Origin of the sequence: Methylobacterium sp. CCH7-A2 (assembly GCF_001557075.1) — a bacterium.
Lineage (GTDB): Bacteria > Pseudomonadota > Alphaproteobacteria > Rhizobiales > Beijerinckiaceae > Allobosea > Allobosea massiliensis.
Map to the genome: position 1 here is coordinate 53,799 of NZ_LSKN01000016.1, position 26,226 is coordinate 80,024.

Genomic DNA, 26,226 nt, shown 5'->3' on the forward strand with positions numbered 1-26,226 from the left:
CGTCAGGCGATCTGGGCGAGCGCGGCCGCGATGCGCGCCTCACCCCAGCGCCGGGCGGGCGTCGGCGCGGCGCCGCGGCGGGCGATGTCCGTGCCCTCGCCCGCCGTCAGCACGACCTCCCGGCCAGCGGCCCGCACGGCAACCTCGCCGCGCTCGACGAAGACGCCGAAAACGCCGTTGCTCGGGCCAGCGAAGAAGCGCGTGCCACGCACCGCGATCAAGCCATAGGAGGAGCGGATGCGGATCCGCCCGGCCTCGCTGCCGGGTGCCTTGTCGACCAGGAGCGCACCCGCGCCCAGGCTGATGGTGCCGCCGGCATCGACGATGAAACGGTCGATGGTGATGCGGGTGTTCTCGCCGAGGCGCAGATCGGTGGCCCGGCCGAGGCGAAAACCGGCGCGGGCGCCCTCGCCCGTCTCGACCCGGTCGCCGACGAAAACGGGGCCGTCGGTCGCGAGTCTGCGCCGCGTCTCGCGGAGCTGGGCCATCGCGTCCCCCCGCAGATCGGTCACCAGCCCGGCGGTCGGCGCGCGCTCCGCCGTGGTCTGCGCCAGGGCAGCCAGCGGCAGGCCGCCGAGGCCGAGCAGGGTGGCGGCGCGCATGAGTCGGCGGCGGTCCAGAGCCCCTTCACCCGACCCCGTCGCTCCATCCCTGATCCCAGCCATGACGCCCGCCTTTCCCGCCCGCGATGCAGTTGCCCATGCCCGATGCTCCACGGTCAAGCGGAGGAGCATGGGACTGACCGATATCCTATCGGTCGCCGGGGGGCGAAGGCTGGTTCATGCGGCACTGTCCTGCGCCGACCGCGTCTCGCCCCTGCCGTCGCGACCATGGCGGTGCCCGGTCGGCTGCGCCATCCTTGGCGCAATGCCGGGCCGCAACGCACCGGTCGAGAAGGAGGTTGCCCCATGACCGCTCACCAGAGCGACCTGCCCGCCCCGGCCGGCTTCGATGTCCGCACCTCGGATGGCGCCGTGCTGAGCGCCTTTGTGGAAGGCCGCGGCCAGCCCCTGCTCCTGGTCACCGGGTTGGGCGGCGGCGCGGCCTTCTGGGCGAGCATCGCCGAGACGCTGGCTCGCTCCTTCCGCGTCATCCGCTTCGATCAGCGCGGCATCGGCGCCAGCACGCGCGGCAGCGACGCCTGCAGCATCGAGACCCTCGCGCGGGACTGTCTGGCCGTACTCAACGAGGCCGGGATCGACCGGGCCGTGGTGCTCGGCCACTCGACCGGCGGCTGCATCGCTCAGACGCTCGCGCATCTCGCCCCCGAGCGGGTCGGCGGGCTGATCCTGAGCGGGAGCTGGCTAAGGCCGAACCACTATATGGCCGGCTATTTCGGCGCGCGGCGCGAGATCATCGGAACGAACCCGGAAGCATACGCTGCCACCTCGGTGCTCTGCGCCTATCCGCCGGCCTGGATCGAGGCCAACTGGCATGTCTACGAGGCGGCACTGGCGGCCGCGCCGCTGACCGCCGTGCAGCAGGAGGTGATGCGCGAGCGGATCGATGCGCTGCTGGCCTTCGACGGCCGCGATCAGATGGCGGCTCTGACCGTTCCGGTGCTGGTGCTGGGCGCCCGCGACGACATGATCGTGCCCGCCTTCCTCCAGGAGGAGATCGTCGCTGCCCTGCCCGGCTGCGCCAAGACGATGCTCGATACCGGCGGGCACCTCTTCCCGGTGTCGCGGCCGGATGCCTTCACCGCGACGGTGGCGGACTGGATCAGCCGTCTCGCCTGAGGGAACCGGATGCTCCGCGTCGAATTGGCCCCTTAGCCGAGCGCCCTCTTTGGATTATGCCAGTTCCAGGGTTCGGCCGCTCGCCGACCCGCGCCGCAAGCCAAGGATACCCGCATGCACGCTCTCGCCCGCCTCGCCGCCCTGTCCGCGCTGTTTTCGCCCGTCCTCCTCGCCGCCCCGGCTTCAGCGCAGGATGTCGCCGCCGGCGAGCGCTCCTGGAACAAGTGCCGCGCCTGCCACCAGATCGGCGAGGGCGCCAAGAACATTGTCGGCCCGCAGCTGAACGGGCTGTTCGGACGGACCGCGGGCACGGTCGATGGCTACAGCTATTCGGCGGCGAACAAGAACTCCGGCATCACCTGGGACGAGGCGGTCTTCGCCGAATACATCAAGGACCCGCGCGCCAAGATCCCGGGCACGAAGATGGTGTTCGCCGGCATCAAGAACGACAAGGAAATCGCCGATCTGACGGCCTTCCTCAAGCAGTTCGGCAAGGACGGCAAAAAGCTCTGAGACACGCTTCGCGGCCGGCGATCCGCTCGCCGGCCCCCGCATCCTGCGCCCGGCGGCCATGTGCCGGGCGCAGTGCCCGGCACGGTCCTTTCCCCGATTGTTTTCCCTCCGGGCCGTCGCGCGCAACATCGTGCGAAAGCGGCCGCACGCGCCCCATCATGGCCCGTAACTTGAAAGCTCTCCCGCGCCACCGCACGGGCCGATGGCCTGTGCGACGGCTGCATGCTGTGTTCTAGTCGGCGCCGGACGGAGTCTGAGGGGGCTCCGCCACGCGCGACGGCGTGACGTACAAAGGGAGAGATCCATGACGACTTCATCAGTCCTTCGGGGGCGGCTGGCGGCCGCCACGGCGCTCGGCCTCATCGGCCTCGTGAGCGCGGGCCTGCCGGCCCTGGCTCAGACACCGAAACAGGGCGGGACCGTGCATGTCGTCGTCCAGCCCGAGCCGCCGATGCTGATGCAGGGCCTCAACCAGAACGGCCCGACCAACATGGTCGCCGGCAACATCTACGAGTCGCTGCTGCGCTATGACGAGAAGCTGCAGCCGCAGCCTTCGCTCGCCAAAAGCTGGGAGATCTCGGCCGATTCGAAGGTCTACACCTTCAAGCTCCAGGAAGGCGTGAAGTGGCATGACGGCAAGCCGTTCACGGCCGACGATGTCGTCTTCTCGCTCGACAAGTTCCTGCGCGAGGTGCATCCGCGCTGGCGCCCGATCGCCAACAACCAGGTCGAGAAGATCGAGAAGGTCGACGATCTGACGGTGCGGATCACGCTGAAGCAGCCCTTCGGCCCGCTCCTGCTCTCGCAGGAAGCCGCCGGCGCGCCGATGATCCCCAAGCACATCTATGACGGCACCGACTATCGCGCCAATCCGGCCAACAACACGCCGATCGGCACCGGCCCCTTCAAGCTCAAGGAGTGGAAGAAGGGCTCCTATATTCACCTCGTGAAGAACGAGGACTACTGGCAGAAGGGCAAGCCGAACCTCGCCGAGATCTACTGGCAGATCATCCCCGACGCGGCTGCGCGCGCCGTCGCCTACGAGACCGGCAAGGTCGATGTGCTGACCGGCGGCTCCGTCGACGTCTATGACGTCGCCCGCCTCTCCAAGCTGCCCAACACCTGCGTCACCACCAAGGGCTGGGAGATGTTCGCGCCCCATGCCTGGGTGACCCCGAACATCGCGCGCGGCGGCCCGCTCGCCAACAAGCAGTTCCGCCAGGCGATGATGTTCGCGATCGACCGCGAATTCGGCCGCGAGGTCGTCTGGGGCGGCCTCGGCAAGCTGCCGACCGGGCCGATCTCCTCCAAGACGAAGTTCTACTCGCCCGACGTGCCGAAATACGGATTCGACCCGGCCAAGGCGAAGGAACTGGTCAAGGCCTCCGGCTACAAGGGCGAGCCGCTCAAGATCCTGGCGCTGCCCTATGGCGAGGTCTGGAGCCGCTGGGCGGAAGCCATCAAGCAGAACCTGACCGATGTCGGCATCAATGTCTCGATCGAGACCACCGATGTGCCGGGCTGGACGCAGAAGGCCAGCAACGGCGATTTCGATCTGACCTTCAACTTCCTCTACCAGCTCGGCGACCCGGCGACCGGCGTGGCGCGCAACTACATCTCGACCAACATCGTCAAGGGCAACCCCTTCGGCAACCAGGGCGCCTATGTGAACCCGGAGGTCGACAAGCTCTTCGCCGAAGCCGCGATCGCGCCCACGGATGCGGCCCGCCAGGAGCTCTACACCAAGGTGCAGAAGCTGCTCGTCGACGAGGTGCCGGTGCTCTGGCTGCTGGAGATGGATTTCCCGACGATCTATCGCTGCAACGTCAAGAACCTCGTCACCACCGCGATCGGCGTGAACGACGGCTTCAAGGACGCGTGGAAAGAGTGATCGGGGTCGCCCCCTATCGGGTGATCACGCGCATCTCGTCATGGTCGGGCTCGTCCCGACCAACCACGGCTTCGTCGACCGAGGATGGTGTTCAAGGCGTGGATGCTCGCCACGAGGGCAAGCATGACGGCGAGAGCCTATCCGTCCGGACCATGACTGCATGAACCTCCTGCACTTCCTTTCCAGCCGGCTGGCCAAGGGCGTCCTGACGCTGCTCGCGATCGCCGTGCTCAACTTCTTCCTGATCCGTGCCGCGCCGGGCGATCCGGCGCAGGTGCTGGCCGGCGAGGCGGGGGCGGCCGATGCGCAGCTCCTGGAACAGCTGCGCGAGCGCTTCGGCCTGAACGAGCCGCTGCTGACCCAGCTCTGGATCTATCTCAAGGGCTATCTGACCTTCGATCTCGGCTTCAGCTACCGGCAGCAGCAGCCGGTGCTGACGCTGGTGCTCGACCGGCTGCCGGCGACGCTGCTTTTGACCGGCGCGGCCTTCCTGATCTCGCTCGGGCTCGGCGTGGTGATGGGCGCGCTGGCCGCGCGGCGGGCCGGGCGCTGGTCGGACAGCCTGATCACGACGCTCTCGCTCGTCTTCTATGCGACGCCGCTGTTCTGGATCGCGCTGATGAGCCAGATCGTCTTCGCGCTGAAGCTCGGCCTCGTCCCCAATGTCGGCTACGAGACGATCGGCGCGAACCATACCGGCCTGGCGCGGGCGCTCGACATCGGCCACCACCTGATCCTGCCGGCGCTGACGCTCGGCCTGTTCTTCACCGCGCTCTATGCGCGGATGATGCGGGCGTCGATGCTGGAGGTGGCGGGCGCCGATTTCGTCAAGACCGCGCGCGCAAAGGGGCTTTCGCCCGGCATCGTCTCGCGCCGCCATGTGGCGCGCAACGCCATCCTGCCCGTGGTTACGCTGGCGGGGCTGCAGGCGGGCCAGCTCGTCGGCGGCGCCGTGCTCACCGAGACGGTCTTTGCCTGGCCGGGCATCGGCCGGCTGATGTTCGATGCGCTGGTGCGCGACTATTCCGTGCTGCTCGGTGTCTTCTTCATGTCCTCGGCCATGGTCGTCGGCTTCAACATCCTGACCGATCTCATCTACCGGATCGCCGATCCGCGCATCGAGGCCGCGTCGTGATGGCGCCGGCCTCTCCGTCATGGTTGGGCTTGTCCCGACCATCCACGCCTTCGCTCGTCGAGGCCTGTGTTCAAGACGTGGATGCTCGCCACAAGGGCGAGCATGACGGCGAGGGCTGCCCATGAACTTCCTCAAGCGGTTCTGCCGCAATCGTGGCGCCGTATTCGGCCTCGTCATCCTGCTCGCGGTCGTCGCCTTCGCGCTGCTGGCGCCGACGCTCTATCCGCAGTCGCCCTGGCGCCCGGTCGGCCGGCCCTTCCTGGCGCCCTTCGTGATGGAGCGCTTCCCGCTGGGCACCGACACGCTGGGGCGCAACCTCGCCGCCGGCCTCGTTCATGGCGCGCGGGTCTCGCTGATGATCGGCGTGGTCTCGACGCTGGTGGCACTGCTGATCGGCGTGCCGCTGGGTGCGGCGGCGGGCTATGCCGGCGGCTTCGTCGATGCGCTGGTGCGCTTCACCGAGTTCTTCCAGACCATCCCCTCCTTCGCTTTGGCGATCGTGCTGGTGGCGATCCTGCAGCCGGCGCTGGGCTCGATCGTGATCGCGATCGGCGTCGTCTCATGGCCGCCGGTGGCGCGGCTGGTGCGGGGCGAGGTGCTGTCGCTGAAGACGCGAGAATATGTCCAGGCTGCCGTCACCATCGGCCAGTCGACGCCCCGCATCATCTTCAGCCAGGTCCTGCCGAACACCATCGCGCCGATCATCGTGATGGGCTCGCTGATGATCGGCTCGGCCATCCTGCTCGAATCCTCGCTCTCCTTCCTCGGGCTGGGCGATCCGAACCTGATGAGCTGGGGCTATATGGTCGGCGCCGGGCGCACGCGCCTGCTCGACGCCTGGTGGATCTCGTTCTTTCCCGGATTCGCGATCTTCCTGACGGTGCTTGCGCTCAACCTCGCCGGCGAGGGCCTGAACGACGCGCTGAACCCGCGCCTCGCCAGGGGGCGCGAATGAGCGAGGTCATGGCCAAGCCGGCCCCCGTCCTTGCCATCGAGACGCTGACGCTGGCTTTGCCGGCGCTGGCCGACCGGCCCCATGCGGTCGCCGACGTTTCGCTGACGATCGGGGCCGGCGAGACGCTCTGTGTCGTCGGCGAGTCCGGCTCCGGCAAGTCGATGATCGCCCATGCGGTGATGGGGCTCCTGCCCAAGGCGGTGAAGCCGGCCGGCGGCGCGATCCGCCTTGCCGGGCGCGATCTGCTGCAGCTCGACGAGGCGGCGATGCAGGATCTGCGCGGCCGCGAGGTCGGCATGATCTTCCAGGAGCCGATGACCTCGCTCAACCCGGTGATGCGGGTGGCGGATCAGATCGTCGAGACCTTCGAGGCGCATGGGCTGCACAGCCGTTCCGAGCGGCAGCGTCGCGCCGTCGAGCTGCTCGCCGAGGTCGGCCTGCCCGATCCGCCGCGGCTGGCGCGGGCCTATCCGCATGAGCTCTCGGGAGGGCAACGCCAGCGCGTGATGATCGCGATGGCGCTCGCGCTCGAGCCCAAGCTCCTGATCGCCGACGAGCCGACGACCGCGCTCGACGTGACGACGCAAGCGCAGATCCTCAAGCTGATCGACAACCTCCGCCACAAGCACGGCACCGCCGTGCTGTTCATCACCCATGACATGGGCGTCGTCGCCGAGATCGCCGACCGCATCGCGGTTCTGGAAAAGGGCGTCCTGGTCGAGGAGGGCACGGTCGATCAGGTGCTCGGCGCGCCGAACCACCCCTATACGCAGAAGCTCTTGGCCGCCGTGCCCTCGCTGACGCCGCCGGAGCGGGCGCCGCTGCCGGACTCGGCGCCGGTGCTGACGGTGGAAGGCTTGGGCAAGGTCTATCGCAAGCGCAGCTTGTTCGGCACCGCGCGCGAGGTCAGGGCGGCCGACGACATCAGCTTCTCGCTCCGGCGCGGCGAGACGCTGGGGCTGGTCGGCGAATCGGGCTCGGGCAAATCGACCGTCGGGCGCTGCTGCCTGCGGCTGATCGAGCCCGATGCCGGCCAAATCCGCCTGAGCAGCGCAGCGGCGGGCGATCTCGTGCTGAGCGATCTCAAGCCGGCGGCGCTGCGTGCCCAGCGCAAGCGCATCCAGATGGTGTTCCAGGACCCATTCGCCTCGCTCAATCCGCGCCAGACGGTAGGGCGCATCATTTCGGACGGGCCGGTGGCGCATGGCACCTTGCGGTCCGAGGCGCTGGCGAAGGCGGCCGAGCTGCTCGAACTGGTCGGCCTCTCGGCCAATGCGATCGACCGCTATCCGCATGAATTCTCGGGCGGCCAGCGCCAGCGCATCGGCATCGCGCGCGCGCTGGCGCTGGAACCGGACGTGCTGGTCGCCGACGAGGCGGTCTCGGCGCTCGACGTCTCGGTCCAGGCGCAGATCCTGACGCTGATCAAGGACATCCAGCAGCGGCTCGGGCTCGCCATCCTGTTCGTGACGCATGACCTGCGCGTTGCGGCCCAGATCTGCGACCGTATCGCGGTGATGCAGCGTGGCCGGATCGTCGAGGCGGGGCCGACGGCGGCACTCTTCGCCGCGCCGAGCCACGACTATACGCGGGCGCTGCTGGCCGCCGTGCCGGGCGCCGGGCGGTTCGGGCATTGATGACGTAACGAGACGACACTGGTTTCCGAGATGGTCGGGTCGAGCCCGACCATGACGCCCTCTCCCAGGAGCCCTATGACCATGCCTCTCGATCCCGCCCTTCGCGACCAAATCCTGGCTTCCGTCGAGGCCGGCTTCGCCGAGCAGATCGCCTTCACGCAGGAGCTGATCCGCTTTCCCTCGCTGCGCGGCGAGGAGCACGCCTGCCAGGACTTCGTCTACCGGGCGCTGCGGGAGCGCGGCTTCACGGTCGACCGCTTCAAGATGGACGAGGCCGCGATCAAGGCCCATCCCGGCGGCGGGCCGTTCTCCGAGCATCATTCCGACGCGCCGATCCTCGTCGGCATCCACCATCCGCGCGAGGAGAAGGGCCGTTCCCTGATCCTGCAGGCGCATGTCGATGTGGTGCCGACCGGGCCGGTCGAGCAGTGGACCCATGCGCCCTTCGACCCCGTGATCGAGGGCGACTGGCTCTATGGCCGCGGCGGCGCCGACATGAAGGCCGGGCACGGCGCCAATTTCGCCTGCCTCGACGCTCTCCGGCGCATCGGCCTGCAGCCGGCGGCGACGCTCTATCTCGGGTCGGTCGTCGAGGAGGAATCGACCGGCAACGGCGCGCTGATGACGCATCTGCGCGGCTACCGCGCCGATGCGGCGCTGATTCCCGAGCCTGAATACGAGATGCTGTGCCGCGCCAATGCCGGCGTGATCTGGTTCCAGTTCGAGGTACGGGGCGTGCCTGTCCATGTCCGCGAGATGGGCGCGGGCGCCAATGCGATCGATGCCGCCTATCGGGTGATCGCGGCGCTGCGCAAGCTCGAGGAAGAGTTCAACGCCGAGAAGGTCGGCCGGGAGCATTTCGAGGACCAGGCCCACCCGATCAACCTCAATATCGGCAAGATCGAGGGCGGCGACTGGGCCTCCTCCGTGCCCTGCTGGTGCCGCGTCGATTGCCGCGTCGGGCTCTATCCCGGCGTCGCCGCTCAGGAGATCGCCCAGCGCATCGAGGACTGCATCAGGACCGCGTCGCGCAGCGACAGCTTCCTCGCCAACAACCCTCCCAAGGTGACCTTCAACGGCTTCTGGGCCGAGGGCTATGTGCTGGAGCCCGGCAGCGAGGCGGAAGCGGTGCTGGGCCGCGCGCATGAGGCCGCCATGGGGCGGCCGCTCCAGTCCTTCATGACGCCGGCCTATCTCGATGCCCGCGTCCATGCGCTCTACGACAAGATCCCGGCGCTCTGCTACGGCCCGATGGGCGAGAACATCCACGCCTTCGACGAGCGCGTCAGCCTCGCCTCGGTGAAGCGCATCACCGGTTCCATGGCCCTGTTCGTGGCCGAATGGTGCGGAGTCGAACCGGTCTCCGGCTGAGCGGCCGCGACCGTCGCGCGCAGCCCCTTGTCTGCGCGCCAGGCGCCCCCAAATGCGATGGGCGGAGATGTGGAATGGTCTTTCCATCTCCGGCCTTTGGCGCAATATTTGAATCGCCGACAGAGCAGCGCGAATCGCGCGCGCTGCGCCAGGCGAGGGGCGACACCGATCGATGAAGAAGACCAAGGCCTCGGCTGGAGTGCCGCGCGCGCAGATCGCTGCGATGCCGGTACGGCGCCTGCCCAATGGCAGGCTCGAGGTCATGCTCGTCACATCGCGCACGACGCGCCGCTGGATCGTGCCCAAGGGCTGGCCGATCAAGGGCCTGACAGCTCCCGAGGCGGCGGCGCGCGAGGCCTATGAAGAGGCCGGCGTCGTCGGGCGCATCGTCAAGGAGCCGGCCGGCCGCTACACCTACTGGAAGCGCAAATCGGACCATTTCGTGCTCTGCGAGGTGACGCTGTTCCTGCTCGAGGTCGAGCGCCAGTTGCCGGTCTGGGCCGAGCAGGGCCAGCGCGAGAGCCGCTGGTTCAGCCCCGAGGACGCTGCCGATCTCGTCGACGAACCGGAGCTCGCCACCGCGATCCGCCAGGCGACGATGGCGCTCGCCGCCTGAGAGGATCGGCCGCTGCCGGGCTCAGCGCCCCGGCTGCGCGGCGGACATCAGGCTGTCGCGCTCCTGACGGGCGCGCGCCTCCTTGGTCTCCATCAGACGGCTCTCGCGCAGGGCATTGGCGCTTTCCAGGATCGGATAGCCGATCGAGGCGACATGGCCGTGGATGCGCTTGAGATCGCGGATGATGTCGAGATGGATCGCGCTGGTCTCGATCGATTCCGGGCGCCCGTCGCGCAGCCGCTCGAAATGGCTTTCGGTGGCGCGGCGTTCGGCATCGCGCATCGTCGCCTTCTCGGCGAAGAGCTGCCGCGCCAAAGCGAGATCGCGCGTGGCGAAGACGTTGAGGGCGAGACCCAGGCCCGAGGCCACGCGCTGGTGGAAATCGCGGATCTCCGCCAGCCCCTCCGGTGAGAAGGCATAGCGCTTGCGGATCTTCTTCTCGGCGAGTTCGCGCAGGTTCTTGTCGATGATGTCGCCGATATGCTCGAGATTGGTGATCAGGGTGATGATCTCGAGCAGCCGGCGGCCTTCCTCGTCGCTCAGTTCGTTGCGCGAGACGCGCACCAGATAGAGCTTGATCGCCTCGTGGATCGAATCGACGCCGTCATCGGCCTGGGCGATCGCGCGCGAGAGCTTGAGCTCGTCCCTCTCCAGCAGGGTCATGGTGTCGCGCAGCATGCGCTCGACGCGGTCGCCGAGATGGAGCGCCTCGCGCATCGCGCAGGCGAGCGCCTCGGTCGGGCTGTCGAGGGCGTTCGGATCGAGATAGCGCGGGGCGACCTCGGCCTCGGCGGTGTCGCGATCCGGCATCAGGCGCTCGACCAGAGCGGCCACCGGGGTCACGAAGGGCAGGAAGAGCACGGCCCCGACCATGTTGAGCGCGACATGGAACTCGATGGCGACCCGCGCATCCGCCGAAGGCAGGGCCAGCAGCCAGCCGGAGAGCGGCGCCACGAAGGGCAGCACGGCGGCGGCCAGGAGCAACCGGGTCGCGAAATTGGCGATGGCGGCGCGGCGCTGCGCCACGGGCGAGCCGAGCTGATCCAGCACCGGGATCAGAGCATTGCCGAGATTGGCGCCGATCACCAGCGTCAGCGCGGTTGCCGGCGGGAACAGGCCGGAGGCGGCGAAGGTCGCGATCAGCAGGATGACCGCGATGCTGGAATGGGTCAGCCAAGTGGCCGCGACAGCGACCAGAACGGCCAGCAGCGGCTCGCTGGCGAGCGCCGAAAGCAAGGTGCGGAAGGTGGGCGACTGGGCGAGCGGCGCGGCGGCCGCGTTCAGCTCGATCAGCGACAGCAGGATCAGCCCGATCCCGACGAGGATGCGCCCGATATTGCGGGCCCGGTCCATCGCCTCATGGCCGAGATAGAGCGCGACGCCGATCGCCAGACACAGGCCCCAGAGCCAGCCGAGATCCATCGAGATCACGAAGGCGGCGAGGGACGTGCCGAGATTGGCGCCGAGCAGCACGGCGAGCGCCATGGCCGGCGCGATCAGCTTGCGGCCGGCGAAGGAGGAAACGAGCAGCGTCGTCGCGGTCGAACTCTGCAGGACGATGGTGACGAGCGCGCCACTGCCGAAGGCTGCGAAGCGGTTGCGCGTGAAGCTCTGCAAGGCCTGCCTGAGCGAGCCGCCGAAGGCGCGCATCGCCCCGGTGCGGACCAGTCGAACGGACCAGATCAGCAGCGCGACGCCCCCGGCGAGGTGAAGCAGGATCATGGTCGCGCTGTCGTTCGTGGTCATCGCCGCCGGGTCTTTCTCCGATTCAGGGCGCGAGGATACGCCACAATCGCTGCTTTTTCATTAGCCAACTTAGCACTGATGCATGCAAAACGTGCTCATAATGCGGCTGTGAGAGCGAAACTGCCTGTCTAGGCGGCGGTTCCGCTCAGTTGGGCGGGATCAGCGTTACGCCCGAGCCGGCGAGCGTGAGATTCACCGGTGTCCCGGCTGCCAGCATCGGATGGTGGCCATACTGCACGACGAAGAGTTCGCCGACCTGTGTCTCGACCATCAGGTCGAGATGGTTGCCGAGATAGGCGCATTTGCGCACCGTTCCGGGCAGTGAGCCCGGGCCGGCCTGCCCGGTCAGCAGCAGGCTTTCGGGGCGGATCGCGACGCGGGCGGGACCCGCGGGAAGCCCCCGGGCCGGCAGGCTGACGCTGGCCGGGCCGATCGCGACGGTGGCCCGCCCGTCCGCGACGGCGGTCACGGTCACGTCGATCAGGTTCGCATCGCCGATGAAGTCGGCGACGAAGGCGTTGGCCGGCTCCTCATAGAGCTCGCGCGGGGCGCCCTGTTGGGCGATCTTCGCGTTCGACATGACGATGATCTTGTCGGAGACGGCCAACGCCTCCTCCTGGTCATGGGTGACATAGGCCACGGTCAGGTTGAGGTCCTGTTGCAGTTCGCGGATTTCCTCGCGGACCCGGCGGCGCAGCTTGGCGTCGAGATTGGACAGAGGTTCGTCGAAGAGCAGCACCTGCGGCTCGAGCACGAGGGCACGCGCCACGGCGACGCGCTGCTGCTGGCCGCCCGACAATTCGGAGGGATAGCGGTTCTCGAAGCCCTTGAGGCCGACGAGCGCCAGCTTCTCCAGCGCCATTTCGCGGGATTTCTCCTTGCCGAGCCCCTTCACGGTCGGCCCATAGGCGGCGTTCTCCAGCACGCTCATATGCGGAAACAGCGCATAGGACTGGAAGACCATGCTGACGTCGCGGTCCGCGGCCGAGAGTTTGGTGACGTCCTGTCCGCCGATCAGGATCTGCCCGTCGCTGGCGATCTCGAGGCCCGCGATCATGCGCAGGGTCGTGGTCTTGCCGCAGCCGGAGGGGCCGAGCAGCGTCACCAGCTTGCCCGCCTCGACGGTGAAGCTGACATTGTCGACGGCCGTCACCGCGCCATAGCGCATGGAGACGTTGCGGAATTCGACGGATGCGGGGCCGGCCTTCGCCATGATCTGCAAAAATCCTTATCCGATGGCGGGAGCGGGCGCGGGCGCCGCGGAGGCCGCCACGCGGGCGCGCCGGCCGAGCTTGCGCTCGCCGACGCCGAGCTGGATCAGGCCGATTCCCAGCGCCATGAAGACGATCAGCACCGAGGAATAGGCGATGGCGAGGCCGAATTCGCCGGCTTCGACGCGCCCGACGATATAGGCGGTGGCGAGGTTGTACTCGGCCGAGACCAGGAAGATCACCGCGCTGACCGCGGTCATCGAGCGCACGAAGGAATAGACCAGGGCCGAGACCAGCGCCGGCCGCAGCAGCGGCAGCACGACGCGCCAGAGCGTGGTGAAGCTGCGGGCGCGCAGCGTGGTCGAGGCCTCGTCCAGGCTCTTGTCGATCTGCGACAGGCCGGCGATGCCGGAGCGGACGCCGACGGGCATGTTGCGGAAGACGAAGGCGATGACGAGGATCAGCCCTGTGCCGGTGATCTCGATCGGCGGCACGTTGAAGGCGAGGATATAGGCCACGCCCAGCACCGTGCCGGGAATGGCGAAGGAGAGCATCGTCGCGAATTCGAGCGTGCCACGCCCGGCGAAGCGCTGGCGGGTCAGCAGATAGGCCGTGAGCAGGCCGATGATCGCAGTCAGGGGCGCCGAGATCGCCGCGACCTTGACGGTCGTGAAGAAGGAGTTCCAGGCCGAGCCCTGGAAATAGATGCCGTTGCTGAAGTCGATCGCGAAGCCGGTGGCATAGTGCTCCAGCGTCGGGGTGTGGTTGCGGCCCATCGATTTCACAAAGCCGCCGACGAGAATGACGAGATAGATCACGAAGGTCAGCGCGACCCAGGGCACGATCGCGGCCGCCGCGAGCCAGGTGATGCGGCGCGGCAGCGGGGTCGGCAGGCCGGCATCGCCCTTGCCGGTGACGGTCGTGTAGGATTTGCCGCCGAGCCAGCGCTGCTGCACCCAGAAGGCGCCGAGCGTGAAGGCGAGCAGGATGATGGCGAGCACCGCCGCCTGGCCCTGGTTGTAGGCCGCGCCGACCACCGCGAAGAAGATCTTGGTCGAGAGGACCTCGAAATTGCCGCCGAGCACGAGCGGATTGCCGAAATCCGCCATGCTCTCGACGAAGCCGAGCAGGAAGGCATTGGCGATGCCGGGCTTCAGCAGCGGCCAGGTCACGGTGCGGAAGGTCTGCCAGCGCTTGGCGCCGAGCGTCTGCGAGGCCTCCTCGAGGCTGGGGGAGATGCCCTGCACCACGCCGATCAGGACGAGGAAGGCGATCGGCGCGAAGGCCAGAACCTGCGCCAGCAGCACGCCGGGCAGGCCATAGAGCCAGCGCGAGCGCGGCACGTCGAACCATTCGTAGAGGAAGGTCGAGACCACGCCGGCACGGCCGAAGAGCAGGATCAGGGCGAGGCCGATGACGAAGGGCGGGGTGATGATCGGCAGCACCGTCAACGCCCGCATGACGCGCTTGCCGGGCATGCCCGTGCGCAGGATCAGGAGGGCGCAGGCGAGGCCGAGCAGGGTGGTGATGACGCCGCAGAGCACCGCCAGCACCAGCGTGTTCCAGGCGACGCCGCAATTGACGTTGGCCGTGAGGCAGCCCAGCCCCCAGATCGAGGAATCGAAGAAACGCGCGAGGAAGGCGGCCGGAGCGAAGGCGCCCGCCTGATCGAGCAGGGCGCTGCGCAGGATGGTCGAGACCGGGTAGAAGATGAACAGCCCGATCAGCAGGATGACGATGCCGATCGAGGAGGTGGTGAACAGGTCGCCGCGGCAGATGCCGCGATAGGCGAGGCCGTGGCAGAGCAGCAGCAACAGCGCCACGATGGTGATGAAGGCGCCGCCGCCCATGCCGCGCTGGATGCCGCCGGCCCCGCCGAGCAGCGAGGCGAGCCAGGGCATGCCCTGGCCCTGGAGGCCGATGGCGAAGCCCTGCGCGAAGAGAAGGGCGAGGCCGAGGGCCCCGGCCCAGACGAGCGCGGTCGCGGTGCGTGCCGCATCGCGGCTGGCGACGAAAGCGGTCGCGCCCGCCAGCGCCGCACCGATCCAGAGCAGCCAGGGCGCCTGACCCGACAGGCCGAGCGCAAGCGCGCTGCCGGCCTTGCCGAAGGGATAGCCGGCCGCCCAGCCCAGCCGCGTCAGGCTCATGCCCTCGACGAAATACCAGGGCAGCACGGCATAGCCGAGCCAGCCGAGCAGGAGCACGAGCTTCGTGGTGGCGCGCATCCTTGCCAAGTCCCCTCACCCCAATCGGCCTGACCGGCTCGCCCGGCTCTTTTTGGCCCTGTTTGTCGTTTGGCTCCGGACCTCACCGTGATCCCGGGTCTGCCCGGGATCACGGCGATGGTTCAGGACATCGAGCTGCAGAAGCGACTTACTTCGGCAGCGCCTTCACTTCCTTGTCCCATTTGGCGAGCAGGCGCGTGCGCTCGGCCGAGGAGCCGTATTTCACGAAGTCGTAGTTGATGAGCTTCATCTCGCTCATCTTCGGCGACTGCGGCGGCACGGGGGCGTTCTTGTTGGACGGCACCTGGTAGGACTTGGCCGGGGCGGCGAGCGCCTGGGCGGCCGGGGTCAGGGCCCAGTCATAGAACTTCTTGGCGTTCTCGAGATTGCGCGCGCCCTTGACGATCGACATCGAGCCGATCTCGTATCCGGTGCCCTCGCAGGGGGCGACCGGCTTGATCGGATCGCCCTGGACCGCGAAGACGACCGCGTCGTGGATGAAGACGATGCCGACCGCGGTCTCGCCGAGGCTCGCCGCCTTGGCGGGGGCGGCGCCGGACTTGGTGTACTGGCTGACGTTCTTGTGCAGGGCCTTGAGATATTCGAAGCCCTTGTCCTCGCCCATCAGCTGGATGACGGTGGCGAGCAGATTATAGGCCGTGCCCGAGGAATTGGGATCGGCGACCTGCACGTCGTCCTTGAGCTTGGCATTGAGCAGATCGGCCCAGCATTTCGGCTCGGGAATGCCCTTCGACTTGATCTGCTCGGTGTTGAAGCCGAAGCCCAGCGCGCCGGCATAGATCCCGATGGAGCGCTGCTTGGCGGCCGTCCACTGGTTCAGCGCCCAGTCGTGCAGATCCTTGTTCGCCGGCGAGGCGTATTCCTGCGTAAGCCCCTCCTCGGCGGCCTGGAGATGCGGGTCGCCCGTGCCGCCCCACCAGATGTCGCCGCGCGGATTGGACGATTCCGCCTTGAGCTGGGCATAGATCTCGCCCGCCGATTTGCGGGTCATCGCGACCTTGATGCCGGTCTCCTTCTCGAAGGCGTTCGACATGGCGCGGCACCATTCCTCCTGAACGCCGCAATACATGACGAGCGAACCCTGCGCCTGTGCGGCGCCCGCCGACAGGGCGACACCCGCCGCCGCGGCGAAAAGCCCCGTCTTGAACCATGACCTGATCTTCATGATGACCTCCCTGGATGGTGTCCGGCTTTTTGCCGGTTATCGTGAAACTGAGACGACTTGGGTGCAAAGATCAATCGCATTGACCGCCGGCTAAGCGATTCCGGTGATGTCCCTTAGCGGCGCCACCAGTCCGGGCGTGCAGCAGAGGATGGGATTGCCCTTCGACAATCCCTCGCCGGCGAAGAAGTCGTTGATCTGCGCGCCCGCCTCGCCCGCGATGACGATGCCGGCGGCGACGTCCCAGGCGTTGATGTGCAGCTCGGCATAGGCGTCGCTCGCGCCATTGGCGACATGGCAGAGCCCGAGCGTGCCGGAGCCGGCCCGCCGCACGGCGGCCCCGGCCCCGTAGCAGCGCCCGATGATCTCGACATAGCGCTCGGCGGGAACGCGGGTCGACCAGCCGAGCTCGACCGAGGCCCGGGCGATGTCGCTGCCGCCCGAGACCTTGATCGGCTCGCCGTTCAGCGTCACCCCGGCGCCGCGGCGCGCGGCGTAGAGCTCGCCGAGAGCAGGCGCCGCGACGACGCCGATCTCGGGGCGGCGGTCGACGAGGAAGCCGATCGAGATGCACCAGTTGCGGTCGCCATGGGCGAAATTGGCGGTGCCGTCGATCGGATCGAGGATCCACACGGCGTCGGAGGCCTCGCCGCCGGCTTCCTCGCCGATGACCGTGTCCTGCGGAAAGAGCTGCGACAGGCGCTCGCGCAGGAAGGCCTCGACCTTGCCGTCCGCGACGGTCAGCCAGTCCTGCGCGCCCTTCATGGTGGTGCCGAGGGTTTCGCGGCGATTGAAGTAGCCCTGGGCGAGGTGGCTCGCCTCGGCGGCGAGGCCGAGCGCGGCGTAATAACGGAGATCGCGTTCGGCCGGCGTCATCGGGCGGCCTCCAGATCGACCATGACGGGCTTGCCGGTGCGGGCCGATTCCGTCGCCGCATCGGCGAGGATCTGCGCTTTCAGCCCGTCGAGGCCGGACGGTGTCGGCGCGACGCCGCCGCGGCAGGCGGTGAAGAAGGCGTCGAGCTCCGCGCGGTAGGCGCTCGCGTAGCGCTCCAGAAAGAAGTTCTGGACCGGATCGGCGCGGAAACCGTTGCCGGTTGCGCTTTCGACGGTCGTCTCGTGGATGTTGCCGGCGCGCAGCATGCCCTGGGAACCATGGACCTCGATGCGCTGGTCGTAGCCGTAGGTGGCGCGGCGCGAATTCGAGATCTGCGCGATCCTGCCGGACGCGGTCTTCATCAGCACGGCGGCGGTGTCGACATCGCCGGCCTTCCCGATGGCGGGATCGACCAGCGCCGAACCCAGCGCGAAGACCTCGACCGGCTCCTCGGCCAGGAGGAAGCGGGCCATGTCGAAATCATGAATCATCATGTCGCGGAAGAGACCGCCCGAGCGCTTCACATACTCCACCGGCGGCGGCGAGGGATCGCGCGAGATCACGCTGACGATCTCGACGGCCCCGGCCTCGCCGGCCCGCAGGCGGCGCTCGAGGGCGGCGAAGCTCGGATCGAAGCGGCGGTTGAAACCGATCATCAGCGGCCGGCCGGAGGCCTCCACCGTGGCGAGGCAGCGGCGGATGCGGGCGGCGTCGAGATCGACCGGCTTCTCGCAGAACACGGCCTTGCCGGCAGATACAGCGGCCTCGATCAGATCGGCATGGGTGTCGGTCGGGGTGCAGATCAGGATGGCGTCGATGCCGGCATCCGAGAGGATGGCCTCCGTGCTCGTCGCCTTCGCGCCCGTCTCGGCAGCCAGCGCGGCGGCGGCCGCCGGCACGGCATCCGTCACCGCCACGAGTTCCGCATCGGCCCGTGCCGCCACGTTCAGCCCATGGATGCGGCCGATCCGGCCCGCCCCCAGCAATCCCACCCGCATCGTCGGCACTCGCGTCGTCATCTCGTCTGTCGTCCTGTCAGGCCCCGAGCGGGCCGTAGTCCCATCGGCGGCGATGTCAATTATGGGCGCCGAGAATCGTCTGGTCGAAATCGATGTTGGAGCCGGTCATCAGCCCGGACTCGTCCGAGGCCAGATAGGCCACCGCACGCGCCACCTCGCGCGGATCGACCAGGCGGCCGAAAGGCTGGCCCGCGGCGGCCTGCTCCAGCCAGCCATCCTGCGCGCCATGGTGGCGGCGCATCACCGCATCCTCGCCCGGCGTCGCCATCCAGCCGATATTGAGGCCGTTGACGCGGATGCGGTGCGGCAGCAGCCCATAGGCCGCGTTGCGGGTCAGCGTCGCGAGCGCGCCCTTCGAGACGCTGTAGGCGCTCAGGAATGGCTGGCCGCCATGGGCCGACATCGACTGGATGTTGACGATCGACCCCGTGATGCCCTGGCGCCGCATCAGCTCGGCGGCGTCCTGGATGAGAAAGAAGGGCGCGCGCAGATTGACCGCCATCACCCGCTCGTAGAGTTCGGGCGAGGTGTCGAAGATCGTGCCGCGGTCGGTGTCGCCCGCCGCATTGACGAGGATGTCGAGCCGGCCAAAGGCGCGCTCCGCCGCCGGGACGATGCCCTTTACCGCCGCGAGTTCGGCGAGGTCGGCCGCGTGGAAGCGGACGTCGCAGCCGGCCGCCTTCAGGCTGGCCGCCACGGCTTCGCCGCGCTCGCCGTTGCGGCCGGTGAGGATCAGGCCCGAAAGCCCGCGCGCCACCAGTTCGCGCGCGACCGCCTCGCCCAACCCCTGGCTGGCGCCGGTGACGATGGCGACCTTGCCGGTGAGAGCGCCGCTATGCGACTGGATTTCCGGCACCTCGAACGCTCCCCGACGTCAATGGCACGTTTTTTTGATTTATCGCCTCTTATGGAACATGCATTCCATTTTTGAGCCTGCGTCGTCAAGCGTGTGCAGCGGGAGGGCCGGGCCGCGGCATGGCCGCCGCTTGACAAGAGCAGCGGCTTTCGAGCGTGCTGACCATCCGACACACGGATCCGAAAGACGGCGATTGCGCCCGATGCCAGCCTGCATCACCAGACTCGGCTTCATGCCCGTGGCGGTGCCCGTTCGCCAGCGGCCGACCGCGGCTTCGCGCATCTCCGGCCGAGGTTGACGGCAGCGCGTCGCGCGCCCGTCCGATCCGCCATCCCGTTCCCGTCTTGATCCGAGAGGGCCGCCAGCCGGCGGCATCCGCCATGTCCGATCGCACCGCCATCCTGACCCTGTCCTGCCCCGACCGCCCCGGCATCGTCGCCGCCGTTTCGACCCTGCTGTTCGAGGCGAACTGCAACATCCTCGACGCCCAGCAGTTCGATGATGTCGAAACCGGCCGCTTCTTCATGCGCGTCGTTTTCGCCAGGCTGGAGGTGAGCCCGCCGCACGACGCCATCGCCGCCTCAGTCGCCGATCTCGCCCAGCGCTTCGGCATGAAGGTCTCGTTGCGGGAGCGTGCGACGAAAAAGCGCGTGATGCTGCTGGTCTCGAAATTCGACCACTGCCTGAGCGATCTGCTCTATCGCTGGCGGATCGGCGAATTGCCGATGGAGGTGACGGCCATCGTCTCGAACCATGGGCGCGAGCACATCGCCTCCACCGACATCGGCGACCTGCCGTTCCTCCACATGCCGGTGACGCGCGAGACCAAGATGGAGCAGGAGGCCGAGATCTGGCGCCTGATCCAGGAGACCCGCACCGACCTCGTCGTGCTGGCGCGCTACATGCAAATCCTGTCGGACGGTTTTTCGGCCAAGCTGCAGGGCCGCTGCATCAATATTCATCACTCCTTCCTGCCCGGTTTCAAGGGCGCCAAGCCCTATCACCAGGCCCATGAGCGCGGCGTGAAACTGATCGGTGCGACCGCCCATTACGTGACGCCCGACCTCGATGAGGGGCCGATTATCGAGCAGGACGTCGAACGCATCTCGCATCGCGACAGGCCGGAGGATCTGGTGCGCAAGGGTCGCGACATCGAGCGGCGCGTGCTGGCGCGTGCCGTGCTGCATCATCTGGAGGATCGGGTTATCCTCAATGGAAAGAAAACCGTCGTCTTCCCCGATTAGTCCGCATAAACTTGCGAGCAAGAGGTCGCCGAGGACACAATCGATCAAATGTGTTCGGGCTGAGAAGCCGGCCCTGCGGCGCACGCAGATTCGCCCTGCGCTGCACAGTTGACGCTTTCGTTGGCACATGGCTTGCTGAGGGCCGACCGAGAGGGAGAACGGCGCAAAAAGCGTTGAACGGCCGTCAACGCGCTACGAGTGGAGACTTCGCATGAAAGACCAGGATCTGGGCCATCTGATCGCCCGCGTGAAGGAAGGTGCCCTGTCGCGGCGCTCCTTCCTGAAGAAAGCGGCAGCGGTCGGCGTGGCCGCGCCCTTCGCCAATCAGCTGCTGGCCTTCAACGGCGTCGCCATGGCGAACGCCACCCTGCCCTACAAGCCGACCAAGGCCGGCGGCGGCGGCCCGCTGAAGGTGCTGCTCTGGCAGGCACCGACGCTGCTGAACCCGCATTTCGCCTCGGGCACCAAGGACCAGATCGCCTCGCGCGTCTTCTTCGAGCCGCTCGCCGGCTGGGACAAGGAAGGCAACCTCATCCCCTGCCTCGCGGCCGAGGTTCCCTCGAAGGCCAATGGCGGCCTCTCGGCTGACGGCAAGGAAGTGACCTGGAAGCTGAAGCCGAACGTCAAGTGGCATGACGGCAAGCCCTTCACCGCCGACGACGTCGTCTTCACCTGGGAATATGCCGCCGATCCGGCGACCGCCGCCTACACAACCGGTTCCTACAAGGACATCAAGGTCGAGAAGGTCAACGACCTGACGGTCAAGGTGATCTTCAAGGAGCCGACGCCGTTCTGGGCCGACCCCTTCGTCGGCACCGTCGGCCAGATCCTCCCGAAGCACCATTTCGCCGAGTACAAGGGCGCCAAGTCGCGCGAGGCGCCGGCCAACCTCAAGCCGGTCGGCACCGGCCCCTACAAGTTCACCGAGTTCAAGCCGGGCGACATCCTGACCGGCGAGCGCAATCCCGATTACCACATCGCCAACCAGCCGCATTTCGACACGCTCGAGATCAAGGGCGGTGGTGACGCCGTCTCGGCGGCGCGTGCCGTGCTGCAGACCGGCGAATACGACTACGCCTGGAACCTCCAGGTCGAGGACGAGGTCCTCAAGCGCATGGAGACCGGCGGCCGCGGCAAGATCAGCGCCGTGGTGTCGGGCGACATCGAGTTCATCATCCTCAACACCACCGATCCGTGGACCGAGGTCGATGGCGAGCGCTCCAGCGTCAAGACCAAGCATCCGACCCTGTCGGACCCGAAGGTGCGCGAGGCGATCAACCTGCTGATCGACCGCGACTCGATCCAAAAGTTCATCTATGGCCGCGGCGGCATTGCCACGGCGAGCTTCGTGAATCAGCCGGCCAAGTTCAAGTCGACCAAGCTCAAATACGAGTTCAACATCGACAAGGCGAACAAGATCCTGGACGAGGCCGGCTACAAGCGCGGCTCCGACGGCATCCGCGAGAAGGACGGCAAGAAGCTCAAATACGTCTACCAGACGTCGATCAACGCGCCGCGCCAGAAGACCCAGCAGATCATCAAGCAGGCCTGCCAGCGCGCCGGCATCGACCTCGAGCTGAAGTCGGTCACCGCCTCGGTGTTCTTCTCCTCCGACGTGGCCAACCCCGACACCTACACCAAGCTCTATGTCGACATGGAGATGTACACGACCACGCAGCCGCAGCCCGATCCGGAGCGCTTCCTCAACCAGTTCGTGTCGTGGGAGATCGCCAACAAGGAGAACAAGTGGCTCGGCCGCAACGTCTCGCGCTACTCCGACCCGGCGGCGGACGAGGCCTACCGAGCGGCCCAGAAGGAACTTGACCCCGACAAGCGCGCCGCGCTGCTGATCAAGGTCAACGAGATCTTCTGCGAGGCGCATGTCATTCTGCCGCTGCTCTCTCGCACCCGCGTCGCCGCTGCGGCGACCAACCTGATGCACGACCACAGCGGCTGGGACGTCGACAGCTGGAACATCGCGGCCTGGTACCGGGCCTGATCCTGCCGGGAGCAGAGCCTCCGTCGCGGCCCAGGTCGCGCCGGGGGCCTGCTCCCTCTTCTTTTGGACTGTAAGACAGGCCGCCGCCCTTCCAGGGACGTGCGGCCCTCGTCCATGGCGGCACCAGACCGCGTAGAAAAGAGTTTTGCCGATGGGCGCTTATCTGTTGAGGCGACTGCTGATCGCGATTCCGAGCCTGCTCGGCATCAGCCTCATCCTGTTCACCGTGCTCGCCCTGGCGCCGGGCGATCCCTTCTCGGAAATGGCGACCAACCCCAACGTGCCGCCGGAGGTCCGCGAAGCGCTGCGCGCGAGCTTCGGGCTCAACGATCCGATCATGGTGCGCTATCTGCGCTGGCTGTCGAACATGGTGCAGGGCGACTGGGGCTTTTCCTTCGCCAGCCGCATCAATGTCGACACGCTGATCATGCAGCGCGTCCCGACCACGCTCTTCGTCGTCGGTTCCTCGCAGATCCTCGCCCTGATGATCGCGCTGCCGGTCGGCATCTACGCCGCGACGCGGCCCTATTCGGTGTTCGACCAGATCGCAAACACGCTGGCCTTCGTGGGCTTCTCGCTGCCGACCTTCTTCACCGGCCTGCTCCTGATCCTGATCTTCTCGGTGACGCTCGACTGGTTCCCCTTCGTCTACCGCTCCGACCTCGCCGCGACGGGCTGGCGCTGGTACTGGGAGATGTTCCGCCAGGCGATCATGCCGATCACCGTGCTCGGCCTGTTCCAGGCGGCGTCCTATACCCGCTATGTGCGCTCGGCCGTGCTCGACGTGATCCGGCTCGACTATGTCACCACGGCGCGTGCCAAGGGCCTGAGCGGCAAGACCGTGACCCTGCGCCACGTCACGCGCAACGCGCTGATTCCGGTCGTGACGCTCGTCGCGCTGCAGATGCCGGCGGTGTTCGGCGGAGCCATCGTCACCGAGCAGATCTTCCGGATTCCCGGCATCGGCTCGCTCCTCATCGACGCGATCCTGGCCAACGACACGCCGGTCATCATGGCCGTGACCTTCGTCTTCGCCTGCCTCGTCGTCCTGTTCAATCTCATCGCGGATATTCTTTATGGCTGGCTCGACCCTCGCATCTCCTTCAGCTGAGCCGGTGTCCGGCGCAGCCCAGACGAGCGCCGCGACCTCCCCTGGCCGCGAGACGTGGAAGCGCTTCCGCCGCCACAAGCTGGCGATGGCGAGCAGCTTCGTGCTCGGCACGATGATCCTCGGCGTCATCGTCGGTCCCTGGCTCTGGCCGGTGCCGATCAACGAGATCGACTTCTCGGCTCAGCTCCAGACGCCGTCCCTGAAGCACCCCTTCGGCACCGACGATCTCGGCCAGGACCTGCTGGCGCGGATGATCTATGGCGGGCGGATCTCGCTCGCGGTGGGCCTCGCCGCGATGGTCGTCGCGACCTTCGTCGGCATCCTGATCGGCGCGATCGCGGGCATGTCGCGCGGCTATGTCGACAATTTCCTGATGTGGGTGACGGACCTGTTCCTCTCCCTGCCGCAGCTCCCGCTACTGCTGCTGGTGATCTATTTCTTCCGCGAGCAGCTGAAGGCGGTGTTCGGAGTCGAGGGCGGCGTCTTCATCCTCATCGTCATCGTCATCGGCGGGCTGAAATGGATGCCCGTGGCACGACTTGTGCGTGCCCAGTTCATGTCGTTGCGCGAGAAGGAGTTCGTCGAGGCCGCCCGGGCGCATGGCGCCACCAAGTTCCGGCAGATGGTCCACCACATCCTTCCCAATGCGATCGGGCCGGTGATCGTGGCCGCGACGATCGAGGTGTCCTCGGCGATCATCGCCGAATCGACGCTCTCCTTCCTCGGCCTCGGCTTCCCGCCGGACATCCCGACCTGGGGCCGGCTGCTGTTCGACGCGAAGGACCATCTCGACTCGGCGCCGCATTGGGCGCTGTTCCCGGGGGCCGCGATCTTCCTGACCGTGCTTTCGATCAACTTCATCGGCGACGGACTGCGCGACGCCCTCGATCCGCGTCGCGTCATCTGACACTCAACACCCGGAAGGCATTCGCATGACCACTCCCATCCTCTCCGTCAGCAACCTCAGCACCTCCTTCCGGGTCGAGGGCGCCTGGAAGCAGGTCGTCCGGAACGTCTCCTTCGACATCGCGCCGAAGGAGACGGTCGCGGTGGTCGGCGAATCCGGCTCGGGCAAGAGCGTGACCGCGCTCTCGATCATGCGGCTGACGCCGCAGGGCTCGAGCAAGATCGAGGGCTCGATCAAGCTCAACGGCAAGGAACTCCTGACCCTGCCGGAGCCGCAGATGCGCGACATCCGCGGCAACGAGGTCGCGATGATCTTCCAGGAGCCGATGACCTCGCTGAACCCGGTGCTGACGATCGGTTTCCAGATCGCCGAGGCGCTGATCCTGCACCGCGGCATGTCGCGCTCGGAGGCGGAAGCCGAGACGGTGCGCCTGCTCGAGAAGGTCCGCATCCCGGCCGCGAAGTCGCGCTTCCACGAATATCCGCACCGCTTCTCGGGCGGCATGCGCCAGCGCGTGATGATCGCCATGGCGCTGGCCTGCAAGCCGAAGCTGCTGATCGCCGACGAGCCGACGACTGCGCTCGACGTGACCATCCAGGCGCAGATCCTGCAGCTCATCAAGCTGCTGCAGGAGGAGGAGGGCATGTCCGTCCTCTTCATCACCCACGACATGGGCGTGGTCGCCGAAATCGCCGACCGCACGGTCGTGATGTACAATGGCCAGGCGGTCGAGACCGGCCCGACGGAGGACATCTTCGCCCGCGCCCAGCACCCCTATACGCGCTCGCTGCTCTCGGCGGTGCCGAAGCTGGGCTCGATGGAAGGCCGCAAGCGGCCGATGCGCTTCCCGGTCGTCGACCGCGCCACCGGCGAGTCCGACATTCCGGAAGAGACGCCGGACACGGTGAAGGAGGCCGAGCGGCCCGTGCTCGAGGTCTCGAACCTCACCACCCGCTTCGAGATCCGCTCCGGCCTGCTGAGCTCGGTCACGGGCCGCGTCCATGCCGTCGAGAACGTCTCCTTCAGCGTGAAGGCCGGCGAGACGCTGGCGCTCGTCGGCGAATCCGGCTGCGGCAAATCCACGACCGGCCGCTCGGTGATGCGCCTGATCGAGCCGCTGGCCGGCTCGGTGCTGCTCGACGGCGTCGACGTGCTGAAGCTCAACCAGACCGATCTGCGCGAGCAGCGCAAGCGCATGCAGATGATCTTCCAGGATCCCTTCGCTTCGCTGAACCCGCGCATGAATGTCGGCGCGGCCATCGCCGAGCCGCTGCTGATCAACAAGCTCGCCACCCGCTCCGAAGCGCGCGACCAGATCGCCGAGCTGCTTCGTCGCGTCGGCCTGCAGCCGGACATGGCGAGCCGCTTCCCGCACGAGTTCTCGGGCGGCCAGCGCCAGCGCATCTGCATCGCGCGCGCGCTCGCGGTCGAGCCGCGGCTGATCGTGGCCGACGAGGCCGTCTCGGCGCTCGACGTCTCGGTGAAGGCGCAGGTCGTCAACCTGATGCTCGAGCTGCAGGCCCGCATGGGGCTGGCCTATCTCTTCATCTCGCACGACATGGCGGTGGTGGAGCGCGTCAGCCATCGCGTGGCGGTGATGTATCTCGGCGAGATCGTCGAGATCGGTCCGCGCGAGGCGATCTTCGGCAATCCGCAGCACCCCTACACCAAGCGCCTGCTCGCGGCGGTGCCGATCGCCGATCCGACGCGCCGGCACGAGAAGACCCCGCCCTCCAACGACGAGATCAAGAGCCCGGTGCGTGCGCCGGACTATGTCCCGCCGGTTCGCCAGTTCCGCGAAGTCTCGCCGGGCCATGCCGTGATGGTCTGGGGCGAGGAGTGGGAGAAGAAGACGATCGAGGCCGTCGCGGCCTGATCGGGCGACGCAACGGTCGCTCGTGAGAGCGCCAGCCTGCATATTATGCTAGGGGGCTTCGGCAGCGGGGCCCCCTAATGGTTCAACCAGACCCCGTCATCCTGGACCAGCCGCGA

General features: G+C 67.5%; 21 protein-coding genes. 13 read left to right on the top strand and 8 right to left on the bottom strand.

The genetic code is table 11. The annotated features are described in order from the left end of the window. Nucleotides 1-2: 2 nt before the first annotated feature. Nucleotides 3-602 carry a FecR family protein gene (locus tag AX750_RS01185; protein ID WP_066722570.1) on the bottom strand — a complete coding sequence of 200 codons (600 nt, stop codon included), beginning with the start codon at nucleotides 600-602 and terminating at the stop codon, nucleotides 3-5. 306 nt (nucleotides 603-908) lie between these two features. On the opposite strand from AX750_RS01185, the gene AX750_RS01190 reads away from it, so the two are divergent. The 8 genes from AX750_RS01190 (at nucleotide 909) to AX750_RS01225 (ending at nucleotide 9,857) form a co-directional block, all read left to right on the top strand. After that, complete coding sequence (locus tag AX750_RS01190) at nucleotides 909-1,739, top strand: alpha/beta fold hydrolase (RefSeq protein WP_066722572.1); 831 nt, start codon at nucleotides 909-911, stop codon at nucleotides 1,737-1,739. 114 nt (nucleotides 1,740-1,853) lie between these two features. Further along, on the top strand, nucleotides 1,854-2,252 hold the full coding sequence (locus tag AX750_RS01195; protein ID WP_066722574.1) for a cytochrome c family protein: 399 nt from the start codon (nucleotides 1,854-1,856) through the stop codon (nucleotides 2,250-2,252). A 304-nt stretch (nucleotides 2,253-2,556) separates the two neighbouring features. Further along, nucleotides 2,557-4,143: an ABC transporter substrate-binding protein gene (locus tag AX750_RS01200; RefSeq protein WP_066722576.1), complete on the top strand. Its 1,587-nt coding sequence runs from the start codon at nucleotides 2,557-2,559 to the stop codon at nucleotides 4,141-4,143. A gap of 160 nt (nucleotides 4,144-4,303) precedes the next feature. Continuing rightward, nucleotides 4,304-5,278 carry an ABC transporter permease gene (locus tag AX750_RS01205; protein ID WP_066722578.1) on the top strand — a complete coding sequence of 325 codons (975 nt, stop codon included), beginning with the start codon at nucleotides 4,304-4,306 and terminating at the stop codon, nucleotides 5,276-5,278. A gap of 121 nt (nucleotides 5,279-5,399) precedes the next feature. Next, the gene (locus AX750_RS01210) at nucleotides 5,400-6,233 is read left to right on the top strand and encodes an ABC transporter permease (RefSeq protein WP_066722580.1); all 834 of its coding nucleotides are present in this window, start codon (nucleotides 5,400-5,402) and stop codon (nucleotides 6,231-6,233) included. Continuing rightward, complete coding sequence (locus tag AX750_RS01215) at nucleotides 6,230-7,870, top strand: ABC transporter ATP-binding protein (protein ID WP_066722582.1); 1,641 nt, start codon at nucleotides 6,230-6,232, stop codon at nucleotides 7,868-7,870. Before AX750_RS01210 ends, AX750_RS01215 begins: the two co-directional genes overlap by 4 nt. A gap of 81 nt (nucleotides 7,871-7,951) precedes the next feature. Then, nucleotides 7,952-9,241, top strand: coding sequence for an ArgE/DapE family deacylase (locus tag AX750_RS01220; protein WP_066722692.1), 1,290 nt, complete (start codon nucleotides 7,952-7,954; stop codon nucleotides 9,239-9,241). A 172-nt stretch (nucleotides 9,242-9,413) separates the two neighbouring features. Further along, nucleotides 9,414-9,857, top strand: a complete 444-nt coding sequence (locus AX750_RS01225; protein ID WP_066722589.1) for an NUDIX hydrolase — start codon at nucleotides 9,414-9,416, stop codon at nucleotides 9,855-9,857. Between the two features lie 21 nt (nucleotides 9,858-9,878). Here AX750_RS01225 and AX750_RS01230 read toward each other — a convergent pair whose 3' ends face one another. The 7 genes from AX750_RS01230 to AX750_RS01260 form a co-directional block, all read right to left on the bottom strand. Continuing rightward, nucleotides 9,879-11,603: a Na/Pi cotransporter family protein gene (locus AX750_RS01230; RefSeq protein ID WP_066722591.1), complete on the bottom strand. Its 1,725-nt coding sequence runs from the start codon at nucleotides 11,601-11,603 to the stop codon at nucleotides 9,879-9,881. A gap of 145 nt (nucleotides 11,604-11,748) precedes the next feature. Then, the gene (locus AX750_RS01235) at nucleotides 11,749-12,816 is read right to left on the bottom strand and encodes an ABC transporter ATP-binding protein (protein ID WP_066722694.1); all 1,068 of its coding nucleotides are present in this window, start codon (nucleotides 12,814-12,816) and stop codon (nucleotides 11,749-11,751) included. 15 nt (nucleotides 12,817-12,831) lie between these two features. Beyond that, nucleotides 12,832-15,039 (bottom strand): iron ABC transporter permease, encoded by a 2,208-nt coding sequence (locus AX750_RS01240; protein ID WP_066722593.1) that lies wholly within the window; start codon nucleotides 15,037-15,039, stop codon nucleotides 12,832-12,834. Between the two features lie 148 nt (nucleotides 15,040-15,187). Beyond that, on the bottom strand, nucleotides 15,188-16,225 hold the full coding sequence (locus AX750_RS01245; RefSeq protein ID WP_066722596.1) for an ABC transporter substrate-binding protein: 1,038 nt from the start codon (nucleotides 16,223-16,225) through the stop codon (nucleotides 15,188-15,190). Nucleotides 16,226-16,315: 90 nt separating this feature from the next. Then, nucleotides 16,316-17,098, bottom strand: a complete 783-nt coding sequence (locus AX750_RS01250; RefSeq protein ID WP_066722599.1) for an inositol monophosphatase — start codon at nucleotides 17,096-17,098, stop codon at nucleotides 16,316-16,318. After that, entirely contained in the window at nucleotides 17,095-18,117 is a 1,023-nt protein-coding gene (gene iolG, locus AX750_RS01255) for an inositol 2-dehydrogenase (protein WP_245282274.1), read from the bottom strand. Before iolG ends, AX750_RS01250 begins: the two co-directional genes overlap by 4 nt. Before the next feature lie 55 nt (nucleotides 18,118-18,172). Further along, nucleotides 18,173-18,964, bottom strand: coding sequence for an SDR family oxidoreductase (locus tag AX750_RS01260; RefSeq protein ID WP_066722699.1), 792 nt, complete (start codon nucleotides 18,962-18,964; stop codon nucleotides 18,173-18,175). Nucleotides 18,965-19,353: 389 nt separating this feature from the next. On the opposite strand from AX750_RS01260, the gene purU reads away from it, so the two are divergent. The 5 genes from purU (at nucleotide 19,354) to AX750_RS01285 (ending at nucleotide 26,110) form a co-directional block, all read left to right on the top strand. Beyond that, complete coding sequence (purU, locus tag AX750_RS01265) at nucleotides 19,354-20,217, top strand: formyltetrahydrofolate deformylase (protein ID WP_066722602.1); 864 nt, start codon at nucleotides 19,354-19,356, stop codon at nucleotides 20,215-20,217. Between the two features lie 211 nt (nucleotides 20,218-20,428). Next, nucleotides 20,429-22,216 (top strand): peptide ABC transporter substrate-binding protein, encoded by a 1,788-nt coding sequence (locus AX750_RS01270; protein WP_066722605.1) that lies wholly within the window; start codon nucleotides 20,429-20,431, stop codon nucleotides 22,214-22,216. 151 nt (nucleotides 22,217-22,367) lie between these two features. Beyond that, nucleotides 22,368-23,327, top strand: coding sequence for an ABC transporter permease (locus AX750_RS01275; protein WP_066722608.1), 960 nt, complete (start codon nucleotides 22,368-22,370; stop codon nucleotides 23,325-23,327). Continuing rightward, complete coding sequence (locus AX750_RS01280) at nucleotides 23,293-24,234, top strand: ABC transporter permease (RefSeq protein ID WP_066722611.1); 942 nt, start codon at nucleotides 23,293-23,295, stop codon at nucleotides 24,232-24,234. Before AX750_RS01275 ends, AX750_RS01280 begins: the two co-directional genes overlap by 35 nt. 25 nt (nucleotides 24,235-24,259) lie before the next feature. Further along, entirely contained in the window at nucleotides 24,260-26,110 is a 1,851-nt protein-coding gene (locus tag AX750_RS01285; RefSeq protein ID WP_156446591.1) for an ABC transporter ATP-binding protein, read from the top strand. The last annotated feature ends 116 nt before the right edge of the window (nucleotides 26,111-26,226 follow it).

Bases quoted from the DNA above. Each gene is read 5' to 3' on its own strand.
- AX750_RS01250 (WP_066722599.1), bottom strand. From the start codon at position 17,098: ATGACGCCGGCCGAACGCGATCTCCGTTATTACGCCGCGCTCGGCCTC.
- AX750_RS01270 (WP_066722605.1), top strand. From the start codon at position 20,429: ATGAAAGACCAGGATCTGGGCCATCTGATCGCCCGCGTGAAGGAAGGT.
- AX750_RS01280 (WP_066722611.1), top strand. From the start codon at position 23,293: ATGGCTGGCTCGACCCTCGCATCTCCTTCAGCTGAGCCGGTGTCCGGC.
- AX750_RS01230 (WP_066722591.1), bottom strand. From the start codon at position 11,603: ATGACCACGAACGACAGCGCGACCATGATCCTGCTTCACCTCGCCGGG.
- AX750_RS01235 (WP_066722694.1), bottom strand. From the start codon at position 12,816: ATGGCGAAGGCCGGCCCCGCATCCGTCGAATTCCGCAACGTCTCCATG.
- AX750_RS01200 (WP_066722576.1), top strand. From the start codon at position 2,557: ATGACGACTTCATCAGTCCTTCGGGGGCGGCTGGCGGCCGCCACGGCG.
- AX750_RS01285 (WP_156446591.1), top strand. From the start codon at position 24,260: ATGACCACTCCCATCCTCTCCGTCAGCAACCTCAGCACCTCCTTCCGG.
- AX750_RS01190 (WP_066722572.1), top strand. From the start codon at position 909: ATGACCGCTCACCAGAGCGACCTGCCCGCCCCGGCCGGCTTCGATGTC.
- AX750_RS01245 (WP_066722596.1), bottom strand. From the start codon at position 16,225: ATGAAGATCAGGTCATGGTTCAAGACGGGGCTTTTCGCCGCGGCGGCG.
- AX750_RS01275 (WP_066722608.1), top strand. From the start codon at position 22,368: ATGGGCGCTTATCTGTTGAGGCGACTGCTGATCGCGATTCCGAGCCTG.
- AX750_RS01195 (WP_066722574.1), top strand. From the start codon at position 1,854: ATGCACGCTCTCGCCCGCCTCGCCGCCCTGTCCGCGCTGTTTTCGCCC.
- AX750_RS01205 (WP_066722578.1), top strand. From the start codon at position 4,304: ATGAACCTCCTGCACTTCCTTTCCAGCCGGCTGGCCAAGGGCGTCCTG.
- AX750_RS01215 (WP_066722582.1), top strand. From the start codon at position 6,230: ATGAGCGAGGTCATGGCCAAGCCGGCCCCCGTCCTTGCCATCGAGACG.
- AX750_RS01185 (WP_066722570.1), bottom strand. From the start codon at position 602: ATGCGCGCCGCCACCCTGCTCGGCCTCGGCGGCCTGCCGCTGGCTGCC.
- AX750_RS01225 (WP_066722589.1), top strand. From the start codon at position 9,414: ATGAAGAAGACCAAGGCCTCGGCTGGAGTGCCGCGCGCGCAGATCGCT.
- AX750_RS01210 (WP_066722580.1), top strand. From the start codon at position 5,400: ATGAACTTCCTCAAGCGGTTCTGCCGCAATCGTGGCGCCGTATTCGGC.
- iolG (WP_245282274.1), bottom strand. From the start codon at position 18,117: ATGACGACGCGAGTGCCGACGATGCGGGTGGGATTGCTGGGGGCGGGC.
- purU (WP_066722602.1), top strand. From the start codon at position 19,354: ATGTCCGATCGCACCGCCATCCTGACCCTGTCCTGCCCCGACCGCCCC.
- AX750_RS01240 (WP_066722593.1), bottom strand. From the start codon at position 15,039: ATGCGCGCCACCACGAAGCTCGTGCTCCTGCTCGGCTGGCTCGGCTAT.
- AX750_RS01220 (WP_066722692.1), top strand. From the start codon at position 7,952: ATGCCTCTCGATCCCGCCCTTCGCGACCAAATCCTGGCTTCCGTCGAG.